Origin of the sequence: Micromonospora sp. ATA51 (genome assembly GCF_016802855.1) — a bacterium.
GTDB classification, from domain to species: Bacteria; Actinomycetota; Actinomycetes; order Mycobacteriales; family Micromonosporaceae; genus Micromonospora; species Micromonospora sicca.
Genome location: NZ_JAEVHJ010000051.1, coordinates 12,193 through 28,721 on the forward strand (window position 1 = coordinate 12,193; position 16,529 = coordinate 28,721).

Consider the following 16,529-nt stretch of genomic DNA (forward strand, 5'->3'; position numbering starts at 1 on the left):
CGATGTGACGAGCGCGTCGGCGGCAGCCGCGCCGAACCGGGCGGGAACGGAGCAGCACTACGATGCCGGGCATGTGGTGGGTGGTGGGCACGATCCTGGTCGTCGGGCTCGTCGCGGCGTACCTGATCTGGACGGCCGGCCGGGTCGAGCGGCTGCAGGCCCGCGCGGAGTCGGCGGCTCGGGCGCTCGACGCGCACCTGCTGCGCCGCGCGGCGGCCGCGGCGGTCCTGGCCGAGCAGCGGTACGGCGTGGAGCTGTACGCGGCGGCGCGGATCGCCCTGGACGCCCCGCCGGAGGAGCGGGAGGCGGCCGAGAACGACCTCACCCGGCAGTTGCGCGCGGTCGAGCTGGACCCGGCCGACCCGGCGTGTGAGGCGGTGATCGCGGCCAGCCGACGGCTGGCGCTGGCCCGACAGGTGCACACCGACCTGGTTCGGGACGCGCGGTCGGCGCGCGGCCGCCCCCTGGTACGCCTGTTCCGGATGGGGCGCCGGCACCAGTGGCCGCGCTACTTCGACGTCGACGACCCCACCCTCGCCGTCCCGGCGGACGTCACCACCGGCTGACCCGGTGCCGGCCGCTCAGCGGCCCTGGTCAGGGGTGATGCGGGCCACACCGCAGGCCACCGTGGGTCTGATTGGCTGTCGGACCGGCGTTGACCTCGTCGTAGCATTTTCGCAGCCACCCCCTGAGCACGCCCAAGGAGCGATGACCCGTGTCCGAATCCACCTCCCCGAACGCCAACGCCACGCCCGTCGTCGGCACCGCCCGAGTCAAGCGGGGCATGGCCGAGATGCTCAAGGGCGGCGTGATCATGGACGTGGTCACCGCCGAGCAGGCCAAGATCGCCGAGGACGCCGGCGCGGTCGCCGTGATGGCGCTGGAGCGGGTGCCCGCGGACATCCGCGCGCAGGGCGGCGTCTCCCGGATGAGCGACCCGGACATGATCGACGGCATCATCGAGGCCGTCTCGATCCCGGTGATGGCCAAGGTCCGCATCGGCCACTTCGTCGAGGCGCAGATCCTGCAGTCGCTCGGCGTCGACTACATCGACGAGTCCGAGGTGCTGACCCCGGCCGACTACGCCAACCACATCGACAAGTGGGCCTACACCGTCCCCTTCGTCTGCGGCGCGACCAACCTGGGTGAGGCGCTGCGCCGGATCACCGAGGGCGCGGCGATGATCCGCTCGAAGGGCGAGGCGGGCACCGGTGACGTCTCCAACGCCACCACCCACATGCGCAAGATCCGCCAGGAGATCCGCCGGCTGCAGTCGCTCCCGGAGGACGAGCTCTTCGTCGCCGCCAAGGAGCTGCAGGCGCCGTACGAGCTGGTCAAGGAGGTCGCCCAGACGGGCAAGCTGCCGGTGGTGCTGTTCACCGCGGGCGGCATCGCCACCCCGGCCGACGCCGCCATGATGATGCAGCTCGGCGCGGAGGGCGTCTTCGTCGGCTCGGGCATCTTCAAGTCCGGCAACCCGGCCCAGCGGGCCGCCGCGATCGTCAAGGCGACCACCTTCCACGACGACCCGGACGTGCTCGCCAAGGTCTCCCGTGGTCTGGGCGAGGCGATGGTCGGCATCAACGTCGACGAGATCCCGCAGCCGCACCGCCTGGCCGAGCGCGGTTGGTGACGCCGATGGGTGGCCAGCCGAAGATCGGGGTGCTCGCCCTCCAGGGCGACGTGCGCGAGCACGTCGCGGCCCTGGCCGGGGCCGGCGCCGACGCCCGCCCGGTACGCCGTCCGGCGGAGCTGGACGCGGTCGACGGGCTGGTCATCCCCGGCGGCGAGTCCACCACCATCAGCAAACTCGCCGACATCTTCGAGATGCGCGAGCCGATCGACAAGCGGATCGCCGGCGGCATGCCGGTCTACGGGTCCTGCGCCGGCCTGATCATGCTGGCCACCGAGGTCCTGGACGGCCGGCCCGACCAGCGCGGTTTCGCCGGCATCGACATGACGGTGCGGCGCAACGCGTTCGGCCGGCAGGTCGACTCGTTCGAGGCGCCGGTGGCGATCGCCGGGGTCGAGGGCGACCCGTTCCACGCCGTCTTCATCCGGGCCCCCTGGGTCGAGCGGGTCGGCGCGGGCGTCGAGGTGCTGGGCCGGGTCACCGAGGGGCCGGCCGCGGACCGGATCGTCGCGGTCCGGCAGGGCAACCTGGTGGCCACCTCGTTCCACCCGGAGCTCACCGGCGACCTGCGGCTGCACCGCTACTTCGTGGAGCTGGTCCGGGCCGCCTGAGGGGTCCGACCCGGGCCTCCCTCCCGCCGGGAGGGGGGCCCGCTCCACGCCCGGCCCGGTGCGCGTGTGACACCGGGGGGAGTGACCTCGGTAGGATTGCCGCGGTTCGGCAGGGCTCACCGCCCGCCGCAGCCCTCCACCCGACCAGCCGCCGGTGCAGGCGGTGGAGCTGGCGCGGACAGTCGACGCAGGCGTGAGTCAACAGACGGAGGTATGAGATGTCCGGCCACTCAAAGTGGGCGACCACCAAGCACAAGAAGGCCGTCATCGACGCCAAGCGCGGCAAGATGTTCGCCAAGCTGATCAAGAACGTCGAGGTCGCGGCCCGGACCGGCGGCGGCGACCCCGCCGGCAACCCGACGCTCTACGACGCCATCCAGAAGGCGAAGAAGAACTCCGTCCCGAACGACAACATCGACCGCGCGGTCAAGCGCGGCTCGGGCCTGGAGGCCGGCGGCGCCGACTGGCAGACCATCATGTACGAGGGCTACGGCCCGAACGGCGTGGCGATGCTGATCGAGTGCCTCACCGACAACCGCAACCGCGCCGCCACCGAGGTGCGCACCGCGCTGACCCGCAACGGCGGCTCGCTCGCCGACGCCGGCTCGGTGTCGTACATGTTCTCCCGCAAGGGCGTGGTGATCGTGCCCAAGACCGGCACGACGGAGGACGACGTGATGATGGCGGTCCTCGACGCCGGCGCCGAGGAGGTCAACGACCTCGGTGAGGCGTACGAGGTGGTCTCCGAGCCGACCGACCTGATCGCGGTCCGCACCGCGCTGCAGGACGCCGGCATCGAGTACGAGTCGGCCGAGTCCTCCCTCATCCCCAGCATGAACGTGCCGCTGGACGAGGAGGGCGCGCGCAAGGTCTTCAAGCTGATCGACGTGCTGGAGGACTGCGACGACGTGCAGAACGTCTACGCGAACTTCGACGTCTCCGACGACGTGATGGCGGCCGTCGACGCCTGACCGTCGGTGCCGGCGCGCCCCCGGGTCGCGGTGGCGGGCCGGCACCGGACATCCCGCTGCGGCACTACGAAGCTGATGTCGTGAACGATTCACCGATGCGGCGCTGACCCGTGTCGTCCGCACGGCCGGCCGCGCGCCCGGTCCGGCGGCCGGTGATTCATCCACGACATCAGCTTCGTAGCGTCCGGGACAGGTGTCGCCGCCATCGGCCGACCCGCCCGAGGCGTCGGCGCCCCTATGGAGGGCGCTGAGGCCTCGGCGCAGCGGCGGGCCACCGCGTCGAAGGCCGCCCTGCGCCGCCGGCTGCCGTCGGGCCGAAACCGGGCTGACCGGCCGTGGCGCCCCACCGTACGCTGCCGGGATGCTCCTGCCCGATCTCCCGCTCCGCACCGACCGCCTCGACCTGCGGCTCTTCACCGCCGACGACTTCGCCGCCCTGCACGGGTACCAGTCCCGCTCCGACGTGACCCGCTACCTCTACTTCGGTCCGAACGACGAGGCCGCCAGCCGGGAGGCGCTGGCCCGCAAGCGCGCCCGCGTGGCGCTGCGCGAGCCGGGCGACGTGCTGAACCTGGCCATCGTGGTCCGGGCGACCGGCGAGCTGGTCGGCGACGTGCTACTCATCTGGACCAGTGCCGAGCACCGGCAGGGCGAGCTCGGATATGTGCTGCACCCCGACCACACCGGCCACGGGTACGCCACGGAGGCGGCCCGGGAGCTGCTGCGGCTCGGCTTCGACGGGCTCGGCCTGCACCGGATCGTCGGCCGGCTGGACGCCCGCAACGCCGCCTCGGCCCGGGTGCTGACCCGGCTCGGCATGCGCCACGAGGCCCACCTGGTGCAGAACGAGTTCGTCAAGGGGGAGTGGGTCGACGAGGCGGTGTACGCGCTGCTGGCCCAGGAGTGGCGGGCCGCCGGACCGCCGGCTGACCGGCCGGAATGGGGCCCAGTCAGGCGTGGTGGCGCCGGGCCTTCACGATGTTCTCGGCGACGTCCCAGACCGTGATCGCGGCGACCACCACGACCGTTACCCGGGCGACGGTGTCGAGGTGTCCGTCCGTGCGCAGCCAGTCGAACCGCCGCACCAGCTCCGGGTTGAGCAGCCGGTCGGTGAGCAGCAGGACGATGACCGGCACCGCGAACGCGAGGTCGAGGGCGGCGTTCACCGCTACGAGCGGCCAGGTCCACCGCCCGGCGCGGTACTTGGCGACCTCCAGCACCAGGCTGGCCACGAGCACGGCCGCGAGGAACGGCAGCCACGAGCTCCAGAGCGCCGGGTCGAGGAGCGGGATGCGGTCGCCGTCGGTGTCGGAGACCCAGGGCTGGAAGTGTTGCCAGGGCAGGAAGGCGAGGGTGAGCAGCAGCATCGCCACCGACGCGCAGGTGTCGGTGAGCCGGACGTCCCGCTCCGCCGGACCCTCCGGGAGTTGGTCGACGCTCCACTCGGGCAGGTTCAGCGAGGTGTCGGTCCGTTCCAGGACCGCGAAGCCCAAGGTGACCCAGAAGGCGATCTGCACCGCCGTCTGGAACGCGCTGGTGATGCCCACGCCGACCGCCCTGCCGGGGTCGTCGCCGACGGTCGCCTCGAGCACGCCCACCACGACGCCGACGGTGCCGGGCACGGTAGCCAGCATCAGCCGCAGCACCCGCTGCCAGACCAGGTAGTAGGTGGGGCCGATGAGCTGGAGCCGACGGTCGGCGTACCGGGCGGCAAGCCGCTCCGGCTGGCCCAGCTCGGTGAGCACCTCGCGCTCGGCGGCCTCGGCGTCCTGCCCGGCGCCGGTCCGGTCGTCGATCATGTCCTCGATGGCGGCGCGCAGCTCGGAGGAGATCTCGGCACGGCGGGGCGCCGGCACCGCCCGCAGAGTGGCGGCGAGGTAGCGGTCGGTCAGGGAACTCATCGGTGGTCTCCTTCGATCAGCCCGGCGATGGAGGTCTGCACGGCGGCGAGGTCGTCGAGGAGGCGGGCCAGCACCGTCTCCCCCTCGTCACTGGTGCGGTAGAACTTGCGCGGCCGGCTCTCCTCGGTGTTCCACTCGCTGGTCAGCAGCCCCTGCTCCTCCAGCCGCCGGAGCAGGGGATAGAGCGTGTTGGCGTCGACCGGAAAGCCGTGCGCCGCGAGGTGTTGCAGCAGCGCGTAGCCGTAGTCGGGGCGGCGCAGGGCGACCAGGCTCGCCACCACCGCCGTGCCGCGGCGCAACTCCTGGAGATGGGTCCGCAGGATCTCCTCGCTCACCACGACTCACACGATACTGTGTGCCACACAACAATGTATAGCGCAACATCGTTGTGTTGCGGCGGGTCGACCCGGGAGATCCACACCACCCTGACGGTGATCTGCCCGCGCGGCTGCTGGAGGTGCCTCTCGGGGCGGGGATAGGGTGGGCCGACCGACTTCTCACCACCCACGAAGCCGACCCGGGGGGCGCCACGCATGGGCGATTCGTTCGCGCATCTGCACGTGCACACTGAGTACTCGATGCTCGACGGGGCGGCCCGGCTCAAGGACCTGTTCGCCGAGGCCAACCGGCTCGGCATGCCGGCGGTGGCGATCACCGACCACGGCAACATGCACGGCGCGAACGACTTCTACAAGCAGGCGATGGCCGCCGGGATCACGCCGATCCTCGGCGTCGAGGCGTACGTGGCGCCGGAGTCGCGCTTCCACAAGGCGCGGGTCAAGTGGGGCCGGCCGGAGCAGAAGAGCGACGACATCTCCGGCAACGGCGCGATCACCCACAAGACCATGTGGGCGCGCAACGCCACCGGCCTGAAGAACCTGTTCACGCTGAACTCGCGCGCCTCCATGGAGGGTCACTACGTCAAGTGGCCCCGGATGGACATGGAGCTGATCGCCGAGCACGCCGAGGGCATCATGGCCACCACCGGCTGCCCCTCCGGTGCCGTGCAGACCCGGCTGCGGCTGGGCCAGTTCGACGAGGCGCTCAAGGTCGCCGCCAGCTACCAGGACATCTTCGGCAAGGAGAACTACTTCCTGGAGATCATGGACCACGGCCTCGACATCGAGCGCCGGGTCCGGGACGGGCTCACCGAGATCGCCCGCAAGCTCGACATCCCGCCGGTGGTCACCAACGACTCGCACTACACCCACGAGGCGCAGGCCGAGGCGCACGACGTGCTGCTCTGCGTGCAGACCGGCAGCAACATCTCCGACCCGAACCGGTTCCGCTTCGAGGGCGGCGGCTACTTCATCAAGTCAGCCGAGCAGATGCGCGCGGTCGACTCCTCGGAACTGTGGCAGCAGGGCTGCCGCAACACCCTGCTGGTCGCCGAGAAGGTCGACCCGACCGGGATGTTCGAATTCCACAACCTGATGCCCCGCTTCCCGGTGCCGGAGGGGGAGACCGAGGAGTCCTGGTTCCGCAAGGAGACCTTCGCCGGGTTGGCCCGCCGCTACCCGGGTGGCATCCCGGAAGGGCACATCGTCCAGGCGGAGTACGAGCTGGGCGTCATCAACCAGATGGGCTTCCCCTCGTACTTCCTCGTGGTCGCCGACTTCATCCAGTGGGCGAAGAGCCAGGGCATCGCCGTCGGTCCGGGCCGTGGCTCGCCGCCGGCTCGCTCGTCGCGTACGCCCTCGGCATCACCGACCTCGACCCGATCCCGCACGGCCTGATCTTCGAGCGGTTCCTCAACCCCGAGCGCGTGTCCATGCCGGATGTCGACATCGACTTCGACGAGCGTCGGCGCGGCGAGGTGATCAAGTACGTCACCGACAAGTGGGGCGAGGACAAGGTCGCCCAGATCGCCACCTTCGGCACGATCAAGGCCAAGGCCGCGATCAAGGACTCGGCCCGGGTGCTCGGATTCCCGTACGCGGTGGGCGACCGGATCACCAAGGCGATGCCGCCGGCGGTGATGGGCAAGGACATCCCGCTCACCGGCATCTTCGACCCCAAGCACCCGCGGTACGCCGAGGCCGGCGAGATCCGGGGCCTCTACGAGTCGGATCCGGACGTGCGCAAGGTGATCGACACCGCCAAGGGCATCGAGGGGCTGATCCGGCAGACGGGTGTGCACGCCGCCGGCGTGATCATGTCCGCCGAGCCGATCATCGAGCACATCCCGCTGATGCGCCGGGACGCCGACGGGGCGATCATCACCCAGTTCGACTACCCGACGTGCGAGTCCCTCGGGCTGTTGAAGATGGACTTCCTCGGCCTGCGCAACCTGACCATCATCGACGACGCGGTCAAGAACATCGAGCTCAACCACGGCAAGCAGCTGGACCTGCTGTCCCTGCCGCTGGACGACAAGGCGGCCTACGAGCTGTTGGCCCGGGGCGACACCCTCGGCGTGTTCCAGCTCGACGGCGGGCCAATGCGCTCGCTGCTGCGGCTGATGAAGCCGGACAACTTCGAGGACATCTCCGCAGTCCTGGCGCTCTACCGGCCCGGCCCGATGGGCGTCGACTCGCACACCAACTACGCGCTGCGCAAGAACGGCCAGCAGGAGATCACCCCGATCCATCCGGAGCTGGAGGAGCCGCTCCAGGAGATCCTCGCCCCCACCTACGGCCTGATCGTCTATCAGGAGCAGGTGCAGCGGGCCGCGCAGATCCTCGCCGGCTACACCCTCGGCCAAGCCGACCTGCTGCGCCGGGCGATGGGCAAGAAGAAGAAGGAGATCCTCGACAAGGAGTTCATCCCGTTCCGGGACGGCTGCCGTGAGCGCGGCTACTCCGACGAGGCGATCCAGGCGGTGTGGGACGTCCTGGTGCCGTTCGCCGGCTACGCCTTCAACAAGGCGCACTCGGCCGCCTACGGGCTGGTCTCGTACTGGACCGCGTACCTGAAGGCCCACTACCCGGCCGAGTACATGGCCGGGCTGCTCACCTCGGTCGGTGACGACAAGGACAAGATGGCGCTCTACCTGTCGGAGTGCCGGCGGATGGGCATCCAGGTCCTGCCGCCCGACGTGAACACCTCGGCCGGCCCGTTCACCCCGGTCGGCAAGGACATCCGCTTCGGCCTGGCCGCGATCCGCAACGTCGGCGCGAACGTGGTCGCCTCGATCATGCGGTGCCGCGAGGAGAAGGGCGAGTACGCCGACTTCTACGACTTCCTGTCCAAGGTGGACGCGGTGGTCTGCAACAAGAAGACCATCGAATCGCTGATCAAGGCCGGCGCGTTCGACTCGATGGGGCACCCCCGCAAGGGCCTGCTCGCCGTGCACGCCGACGCCATCGACGCGTACGCCGACGTCAAGCGCAAGGAGGCGGTCGGCCAGTACGACCTCTTCGGTGCCGGCTTCGGCGAGGCGGACACCGGCGGCAGCACCACGGTCATGCCGACCATCGGCGACGGTGAGTGGGACAAGCGGGACAAGCTGGCCTTCGAGCGGGAGATGCTCGGCCTGTACGTCTCCGACCACCCGCTCTTCGGCCTGGAGCACGTCCTCGGCGCGGCCGCGGACACCACGATCGCCGCGCTCGCCGAGGAGGGCGGGGTGCCCGACGGGGCGGTGGTCACCCTCGCCGGCATCCTCTCCGGCGTGCAGCGCCGGGTCACCAAGCAGGGCCGGGCCTGGGCCTCGGCGACCCTGGAGGACCTGGCCGGCGGGGTGGAGACGCTCTTCTTCCCGAACACCTACGAGGTGATCGGGCAGTACATCGCCGAGGACGCGATCGTGGTGGTCAAGGGGCGGGTGGACCGCCGCGACGACACGCCGCGGATCATGGCGATGGACATGTCCATGCCGGACATCAGCAGCAACCCGGCGAACAAGCCGGTCACCCTCACCATTCCGGTGCACCGGTGCACGCCGCCGCTGGTGGAACGGCTCAGGGAGACCCTGGTGCTGCACCCGGGCGACACCGAGGTGCACGTCAAGCTGCTCAACGGCGGCAAGGTGACCACCCTGCGGCTCGGACCGTTCCGGGTGGCGGCCACCACCGCGTTGATGGGCGACCTGAAGAGCGTCCTCGGCCCCACCAACGTCAGTTGATCACCCCCCAACGCGGCGGTCAGACCGGCCGGTACTCCACCTCCGGCCGGCCGGGGGTGCCGTAGCGGGGGGTACGTGCCGCGCGTTCGACGGTGACCAGGTATTCCAGGTAGCGGCGGGCGGTCACCCGGGAGATGCCGGTCTGCTGGCTCACCTCGGTCGCCGACCGGCCCGACCCGGGTGAGATAGCAGCCAGCACCCGGTTCAGCGTCTGCTCGTCCAGCCCCTTGGGCAGCGTGTGCTGCGCCGCGCCGCGCAGGGTGGCGAACATCCGGTCCACCTCGTGCTGGGCGGCGACCTCGCCGTCGGCGAGCGCCTGGCGGCGGTAGTCGGCGTACCGCTCCAGCTTGTCGCGGAAGGCGGCGAAGGTGAACGGCTTGAGCAGGTAGTGGGTCACCCCGAGGGAGACGGCGGTGCGGACCACCGCCAGGTCCCGGGCCGAGGTCACCGCGAGCACGTCGACGCTGCTGCCCGCCGCCCGCAGGGCCCGGCAGACGTCCAGGCCGTGCAGGTCGGGCAGCCGGAAGTCCAGCAGTACGAGGTCCACGTCCGTGCCGGCCCGATGCCGCAGCGCCGCCATCGCCTCCCGCGCGGTGTGCGCCACCCCGACCACCACGAAGCCGGGCACCCGCTCGGTGTACGCCTTGTGCGCCTCTGCCAGCAGCGGCTCGTCCTCCACCACCAGCACCCGGATGTCGGTCACGATCCGCCCTCCGGGATCGGCAGCCGGACCGTGAACACGGTCCCGCCGCCGTCGGCGGCGGCCACGTCGCAGCGGCCACCGTGGCGCCGGATCACCTGCCCGACCAGCGCCAGGCCCAGGCCGCGGCCGGCGCTCTTGGTCGACCAGCCGCGCCGGAACGCGTCCGCGACCCGGTCGGGGTCCAGCCCCGGTCCGTTGTCGCCGACCCGGACGACGATGTCGTCGTCGACGGTGCCGACGAAGACGCGTACCCGGCGCGGCGGGTCGGTGCCGGCCACCGCCTCGAGCGCGTTGTCGACCAGGTTGCCGACGACGGTGAGCAGGTCGGCGGCGGGCAGGGGGCTGTCGTCGAGCCGGCAGTCCGGTTCGATCACCAGGTCCACGCCGCGCTCGCCGGCCCGCGCCGACTTGCCGAGCAGCAGGGCGGCCAGCGCCGGCTCGGTCACCGCGCCGACCACCCGGTCCGTGAGCTGCTGGGCCAGCGCGAGGTCGCGGGTGGCCAGCTGCACGGCCTCGTCGGCGCGGCCCAGCTCCACCAGGGTCAGCACGGTGTGCAGCCGATTGGCCGACTCGTGGGTCTGGGCCTGCAGGGCCTCGGTCAGCGCGCGTACCGAGTCCAGCTCGCTGGCCAGGTTGCGCAGCTCGGTCTGGTCGCGCAGGGTCAGCACGGTGCCGAGCGGGGCGCCCTCGAACCGGGTGGTCCGCTGGTTGGCCACCAGGACCCGGTCACCGGCCAGCACCGGCTCGTCGTGCGCGTCCCGCCCGGAGGCCAGCAGCTCGGCCACCGCGGGTGGGAGGTCGATCCCGGCCACCGGCCGGTCGGTCACCGACGCGTCCTCGTCCAGCCCGAGCAACCGGCGGCCCTCGTCGTTGACCAGCGCCACCCGTCGGTCGGTGGTCAGCACCACCAGTCCCTCCCGTACCGAGTGCAGGACCGCGTCGTAGTACTCGTACATCCGGCTCATCTGGGCCGGCCCGAGGCCGTGGGTCTGCCGGCGGAGCCGGCGGCTGAGCAACCAGGAGCCGGTGGCGGCCAGGGCGAGCGCGGGGGCGGCGGCGCCGAGCAGCACCGGCATCTGGGCGAGCAGCTTGCGGTTGATCGCCCTGGTGGTGATGCCGGCGGAGACCAGGCCGATGATCCGGCGGTCGTCGCCGTAAACCGGGACCACCGCGCGTACCGACTCGCCGAGCGTGCCGACGTTGGTGGTGGTGAACGGCCGACCGGCGAGGGCGGGTCCGATGTCGCCGATGAACGGCTGCCCGATCAGGCTGGGGTTGCGGTGCGAGTAGCGGGTCCGGTCGGGGGCCATCACCACCACGAAGTCCGTTCCCGTCGCCACCCGGATCGACTCCGCGTACGGCTGGAGGGTGGCAGCCGGGTCGGCTGAGGTCAGGGCGGCGCGGACGTCGGGGGAGCGGGCCACGGTGTGCGCCACGGCGAGCACCTCCTCCTTCGCCGCCTGCCGGGAGTCGCTGCGGGCGAGCCAGACCGCGCCCGCCGCCCCGGCGAGCACGAGCAGCGTCACCACCACCGCCTGGAGGGCGAACAGCTGTCCCGCGATGCTCCACTGGCGTCGGGCCACGTTCACCTCCTCCTCGCGCTCGGCTTCCGCCCGCAAGTGTGGCGCACCGGTCAGGTTCCGATTTCGGCCCCGAGTCACCCGGGTGAACAGAATGAACGCAAGGCTGCCTTATGTTGAGACGCGCTTCACATTGTGGGCATGGACACCACCACACCCACCCCCGTGGCCGCCCGGCCCGTCCGCCGGGACCGGACCCGTTACCTCTACCTGGCGGTCATCCTGGCCGTCGCCGCCGGCATCGTGGTCGGCCTCGCGGCCCCGGAGTTCGGCAAGGAACTGAAGCCCCTCGGTACCGGATTCGTCAACCTGATCAAGATGATGATCGGACCGGTCATCTTCTGCACGATCGTCCTCGGCGTCGGATCCGTGCGTCAGGCTGCCAAGGTCGGTAAGGTCGGCGGTCTCGCCCTCGGCTACTTCCTGGTCATGTCCACCGTCGCGCTGGCCATCGGCCTGGTGGTCGGCAACCTCATCCATCCCGGCGCCGGCCTGAACCTGGGCCCCGACCTGGCGGGCGCGGGCAAGGCCGCCGCCGGTGACGAGAGCGGCGGGACGGTCGACTTCCTGCTCGGGATCATCCCGACCACCCTCTTCTCCGCCCTGACCGAGGGGGAGGTGCTCCAGACGCTGCTGGTCGCGCTGCTGTTCGGCTTCGCCGTGCAGGCCCTCGGCACGCGTGGTGAGCCCGTGCTGCGGGCGGTGGGCCTGCTCCAACGCCTCGTCTTCAAGGTGCTGGCGATGATCATGTGGGTCGCCCCGATCGGCGCGTTCGGGGCGATCGCCGCGCTGGTCGGCGCGACCGGCGTGGACGCGTTGAAGAGCCTGGCGCAGGTCATGTTCGGCTTCTACGCCACCTGCGTGGTCTTCGTCTTCGTGGTGCTCGGCGCGCTGCTCTGGTTCGTGGCCCGCATCTCGATCTTCAAGCTCTTCGCCTACCTCGGCCGGGAGTTCCTGCTGATCCTGTCGACCTCGTCGTCGGAGTCGGCGCTGCCCCGGCTGATCGCCAAGATGGAGCACGTCGGGGTCGGCAGGTCGGTCGTGGGCATCACGGTGCCGACCGGGTACTCGTTCAACCTGGACGGCACCGCGATCTACCTGACCATGGCGTCGCTGTTCATCGCCGACGCGCTGGGCAAGCCGCTGTCGATCGGCGAGCAGATCTCGCTGCTGCTGTTCATGGTCATCGCCTCGAAGGGTGCCGCCGGGGTCACCGGCGCCGGCCTGGCCACCCTGGCCGGCGGGTTGCAGTCGCACCGGCCGGACCTGGTCGACGGCGTGGGGCTGATCGTCGGCATCGACCGGTTCATGTCCGAGGCCCGGGCGCTGACCAATTTCGCCGGCAACGCGGTCGCCACCGTGCTGGTCGGCACCTGGACCGGCGAGTTCGACCGCGACCAGGCCGAGGCGGTGCTCAGCGGCCGGCGCCCGTTCGACGAGTCGACCATGCTCGACGACGAGCCGGCCGAGGCCGGGCCCGCCGACGACGAGTCGGGCCCGCGACAGTCGACGCTGGCGGGGGCGCCGTCCTGACCCGGCCGGTCGAGGACGGCCGTGCCGTCCGGGGGTGCGCCGGAGTCTTCCGGTGCGCCTCCGGGGGCGCCATCTCCCGCACCACCGGCCCACCCCGGTCGACCCGCCGGTCGAACACGGCCCAGCGCCGCCTCCGGGACCGGTCTGACCGCTCGGGCGCGGGCCGCGGGGTGTCGATTGGCCGTTCCGGCCGGCGACGGGCCTCACTAGCGTCGGCGCCATGGAGCTGGAAGAGGCGCAGAAACTGTGGCAGCCCGAGCCGGGCTGGCTGAACACCGCCAGCTACGGGCTGCCGCCCGAGCCGGCCTGGACGGCACTGCAGGAGGCCCTGGCGGACTGGCGGGTGGGGCGGATCTCCTGGGAGGTGTGGGGCGAGTCCGTCGACCGGTCCCGGGCCGCGTTCGCCGCCCTGGTCGGGGTGGCGGCGGCGGACGTGGCGATCGGCAGCACGGCGTCGCAGCTGCTCGCCACGGTGGCGGCCGCCCTGCCGCCGGGCGCCACGGTGGTGGTCCCGGAGGTCGAGTTCACCTCGAACCTCTTTCCCTGGTTGGTGCAGGAGCAGCGGGGCGTCACCGTACGCACGGTCCCGCTGGCCGGCCTCGTCGACGCCATCGACGCCGACACCGACCTGGTCGCGTTCAGCCTGGTGCAGTCGGCCGACGGCGCGGTCGCCCCGTACGACGAGATCGTCGCCGCGGCCCGCGCGCACGGCGCCCTCGTCGCGGTGGACGCCACCCAGGCCTGCGGCTGGCTGCCCTTCGACGCGGGCCGGCCGACGTGGTGGCGGTCGCGGCGTACAAGTGGCTGATGGCGCCGCGTGGGGCGGCCTTCGCCTACCTGGCCCCGGCGCTGCGCGACCGGCTGCGGCCCGACGCCGCCGGTTGGTACGCGGGCGCGACCCCCACGCCTCCTACTACGGTCCGCCGCTGCGGCTGGCCGACGACGCCCGGCGCTTCGACATCTCCCCGGCCTGGTTCTCCTACGTGGGGGCGGCGCCCGCGCTGGAGCTGCTCGCCGAGATCGGGCTGCCCGCGGTCCGCGACCACGACGTCGCCCTGGCCAACCGGTTCCTCGCCGGCCTCGGCCGACCCGCGGGCGACAGCGCGATCGTGACCGTCGAGGTGCCCGGGGCGGAGGAGAGGCTGGCGCGGGCCGGGGTGCGGGCGGCGGTCCGCGCCGGCCGGGTGCGGGCCGCCTTCCACCTCTACTGCACTCAGGAGGACGTCGACCTCGCGCTCGACGCGCTGACGAGCTGAGGAGCTGAGTGGGCTCCCGCCCCGGGACCGGGCGGGAGCACCCACTCAGGCCAGGTGGCCGCCGATCTTCGTGTACCCGCGCAGCAGGTCGCGGGAGATGATCAGCCGCTGCATCTCGTCGGTGCCCTCGAAGATCCGGTAGAGCCGCACCTGCCGGTACCAGCGCTCGATCGGCAGCTCCCGGGTGTAGCCCATGCCGCCGTGGATCTGGAGCACCCGGTCCACCACCCGGTTGACCATGCCGGCGCCGTAGAGCTTGCCCATCGAGGAGGCGTGCCGGGGGTCCAGGCCCTGGTCGACCGTCCAGGCGGAGCGCAGCACCAGCCAGCGGGCCGCCTCCAGCTCGGTCTCCGAGTCGGCGATCATCCACTGGATGGCCTGGTTGGTGCCGATCTTCGCGCCGAAGGTCTCCCGGGTGTTGGCCTGGTCGATCGCCATCTGCAGGGCCCGCTCGGCGATGCCGATGGCGTGCGAGGGGATGGTGTAGCGCCCCTTGCCGATCCACTGCATGCCCAGCGCGAAGCCCTGCCCGACCTCGCCGAGGATGTTGCGGTGCGGCACCCGGACGCCGTCGAAGATCAGCGAGGCCGGCCCGCCCTCGCCCATGGTCTGGATGAACTCCGAGCGCCAGCCCATCGCCCGGTCCACCAGGAACGCGGTGGCGCCGCCGTTGCGGGCGCCCTTCTCCCGGTCGGTCACCGCCACCACGATGGCGAAGTCGGCGTCGTTGCCTCCTGTGATGAAGGTCTTCTCGCCGTCGAGGATCCAGTCGTCGCCGTCCCGCCGGGCCGACAGCCGGATGTTGGCCGCGTCGGAGCCGGCGCCCGGCTCGGTGATCGCGAAGCAGGAGATCCGTTCCCCCTCGATGGTGGGGATGAGGAACTCCCGCTTCTGCTCCTCGGTGGCGTGGAACAGGATGTTGTCCGCCTCACCGCCGAAGCGGAACGGCACGAAGGTGCGGCCCAGCTCGGTCCAGATCAGCGACTGCATGACCGCGGGCAGGTCCATCCCGCCGTACTCCTCCGGGGTGGCCAGCCCCCAGAAACCGAACTTCTTCGCCTTGAGCTGGAGTTCCCGCAGCTCGGAGCGGTCGAGGCCGGGTCGGTGGGCCCGCTCGCGGCGGAGCACCTCCTGCTCCAGCGGCATCACCTCGCGGGTGATGAACGACCGGACGGTGTCCCGGACCGCCCGTTCCTCGTCGGTGAGTGAGAAGTCCACGATGGTCCCCCTGGCAATGGCGCGGTGATGGGTCGCCCTCAAACTAGCGGTGTAAGTTTTAGTCCGTCCAGCCCCCACCTCCCACCCGCCGGCGGACGGCCTGCTCCCGGCGGCGCGGCTAGGCTGCACGGGGACCGCCGGCGAACCGGCCACGCCCACGAGGGAGAGACACCGGTGCCCCGACCCCGACAGGCTCTGCTCACCCGGGACCGGATCGTGGCCACGGCGCTCGCGCTGATCGACGCGGACGGACTCGCCGCCCTCTCCACCCGGCGGCTGGCCGCCGCGCTCGGCGTCCAGGGCCCGTCGCTCTACAACCACTTCGCGACCAAGGACGCCATTCTCGACGCGGTGGCGGACAGCGTCACCGCCACCGTGGACACCGGATTCTTCGCCCGGCTCGACTGGCGGGCGGCGCTGCGCCGGTGGGCCTGGTCGTACCGGGAGGCACTTGCCGCCCACCCGAACGTGGTGCCGTACCTGGCGCAGGGGCCCGGTCGGCGACCGGCCGCGCTGGCCATGGCCGACGCGGTCTACGGCGGCCTGGTCCGGGCCGGCTGGCCGCCCGCCCGCGCCACCCACATCGGCGCGGCGCTGCGCTACTTCGTCGCCGGTTCGGCGCTCGGCTCGTTCGCCCGGGGCTTCGTCGAGGACCCGGAGCTTTACGCCGCGCACTACCCGCACCTGACCCAGGCGCACCGGCTCGCCGGGCACCAGCGCAGCGTCGACGAGGGCGCCTTCGCCCTCGGCCTCGACGCGCTGCTGCACGGGCTGGCCGCCGAGTACGAACGGACGGTCGGGCCGCTCGCCCCGCTGGAGCCGATCGAGCCTTCGGGGTAGCGTCCAAACTCCCAGCGCTAGTTTCCCGCCCCCCACGAAGGACGACATGGATCTCGCCGCCGCGCCGCCCGCCCTCCTGGTCCGTCGCCACCTGCACGTCGCCGGCGAGTGGGTCGACCCCGCCGGGGATGACGCCATCCCCGTCGAGAACCCCGCCACCGGCGAGATCGTCGGGCCAGGTCCCCGCCGGCACCGCGGCCGACGTCGACCGGGCCGT

12 protein-coding genes and 2 pseudogenes are annotated in these 16,529 nt (G+C 71.8%); 9 read left to right on the forward strand and 5 right to left on the reverse strand.

Translation table 11 applies throughout. The features are described from left to right. The first annotated feature begins 62 nt into the window (after positions 1–62). From JNW87_RS11390 to JNW87_RS11410, 5 genes are all read left to right on the forward strand, one after another. Positions 63–566, forward strand: coding sequence for a hypothetical protein (locus JNW87_RS11390; RefSeq protein ID WP_109800923.1), 504 nt, complete (start codon positions 63–65; stop codon positions 564–566). A gap of 149 nt (positions 567–715) precedes the next feature. Then, on the forward strand, positions 716–1,633 hold the full coding sequence (pdxS, locus tag JNW87_RS11395) for a pyridoxal 5'-phosphate synthase lyase subunit PdxS (RefSeq protein ID WP_109800924.1): 918 nt from the start codon (positions 716–718) through the stop codon (positions 1,631–1,633). Between the two features lie 5 nt (positions 1,634–1,638). Next, the gene (pdxT, locus tag JNW87_RS11400) at positions 1,639–2,244 is read left to right on the forward strand and encodes a pyridoxal 5'-phosphate synthase glutaminase subunit PdxT (protein WP_109800925.1); all 606 of its coding nucleotides are present in this window, start codon (positions 1,639–1,641) and stop codon (positions 2,242–2,244) included. A 218-nt stretch (positions 2,245–2,462) separates the two neighbouring features. Continuing rightward, a complete protein-coding gene (locus JNW87_RS11405) occupies positions 2,463–3,215 on the forward strand; it encodes a YebC/PmpR family DNA-binding transcriptional regulator (protein ID WP_238453636.1) in 753 nt (250 codons plus the stop codon). 361 nt (positions 3,216–3,576) lie between these two features. Beyond that, complete coding sequence (locus tag JNW87_RS11410) at positions 3,577–4,221, forward strand: GNAT family N-acetyltransferase (RefSeq protein WP_238453637.1); 645 nt, start codon at positions 3,577–3,579, stop codon at positions 4,219–4,221. On the opposite strand, the gene JNW87_RS11415 is transcribed toward JNW87_RS11410, so the two are convergent. Both JNW87_RS11415 and JNW87_RS11420 read right to left on the reverse strand, forming a co-directional pair. Then, entirely contained in the window at positions 4,166–5,116 is a 951-nt protein-coding gene (locus tag JNW87_RS11415; protein ID WP_238453638.1) for a permease prefix domain 1-containing protein, read from the reverse strand. The genes JNW87_RS11410 and JNW87_RS11415 overlap by 56 nt on opposite strands. Beyond that, a complete protein-coding gene (locus JNW87_RS11420) occupies positions 5,113–5,454 on the reverse strand; it encodes a PadR family transcriptional regulator (RefSeq protein WP_238453639.1) in 342 nt (113 codons plus the stop codon). Before JNW87_RS11420 ends, JNW87_RS11415 begins: the two co-directional genes overlap by 4 nt. Before the next feature lie 195 nt (positions 5,455–5,649). Between JNW87_RS11420 and dnaE the strand changes: the two are divergent. Continuing rightward, positions 5,650–9,182 (forward strand): annotated as a pseudogene (dnaE, locus tag JNW87_RS11425) (DNA polymerase III subunit alpha). Positions 9,183–9,201: 19 nt separating this feature from the next. On the opposite strand, the gene JNW87_RS11430 reads toward dnaE, so the two are convergent. Beyond that, positions 9,202–9,885, reverse strand: coding sequence for a response regulator (locus JNW87_RS11430; RefSeq protein WP_109803146.1), 684 nt, complete (start codon positions 9,883–9,885; stop codon positions 9,202–9,204). Next, positions 9,882–11,504, reverse strand: coding sequence for a sensor histidine kinase (locus JNW87_RS11435; protein ID WP_238453640.1), 1,623 nt, complete (start codon positions 11,502–11,504; stop codon positions 9,882–9,884). Before JNW87_RS11435 ends, JNW87_RS11430 begins: the two co-directional genes overlap by 4 nt. A 102-nt stretch (positions 11,505–11,606) precedes the next feature. Here JNW87_RS11435 and JNW87_RS11440 point away from each other — a divergent pair, with 102 nt between their 5' ends. Together JNW87_RS11440 and JNW87_RS11445 are read left to right on the forward strand one after the other, a co-directional pair. Beyond that, entirely contained in the window at positions 11,607–12,998 is a 1,392-nt protein-coding gene (locus JNW87_RS11440; RefSeq protein ID WP_238453641.1) for a cation:dicarboxylate symporter family transporter, read from the forward strand. 220 nt (positions 12,999–13,218) lie between these two features. Then, positions 13,219–14,254 (forward strand): annotated as a pseudogene (locus tag JNW87_RS11445) (aminotransferase class V-fold PLP-dependent enzyme). A gap of 45 nt (positions 14,255–14,299) precedes the next feature. Here JNW87_RS11445 and JNW87_RS11450 read toward each other — a convergent pair. Continuing rightward, positions 14,300–15,472: an acyl-CoA dehydrogenase family protein gene (locus JNW87_RS11450; protein WP_238453642.1), complete on the reverse strand. Its 1,173-nt coding sequence runs from the start codon at positions 15,470–15,472 to the stop codon at positions 14,300–14,302. 174 nt (positions 15,473–15,646) lie between these two features. On the opposite strand from JNW87_RS11450, the gene JNW87_RS11455 reads away from it, so the two are divergent. Beyond that, a complete protein-coding gene (locus JNW87_RS11455; RefSeq protein WP_109803150.1) occupies positions 15,647–16,312 on the forward strand; it encodes a TetR/AcrR family transcriptional regulator C-terminal domain-containing protein in 666 nt (221 codons plus the stop codon). Positions 16,313–16,529 lie beyond the last annotated feature (217 nt).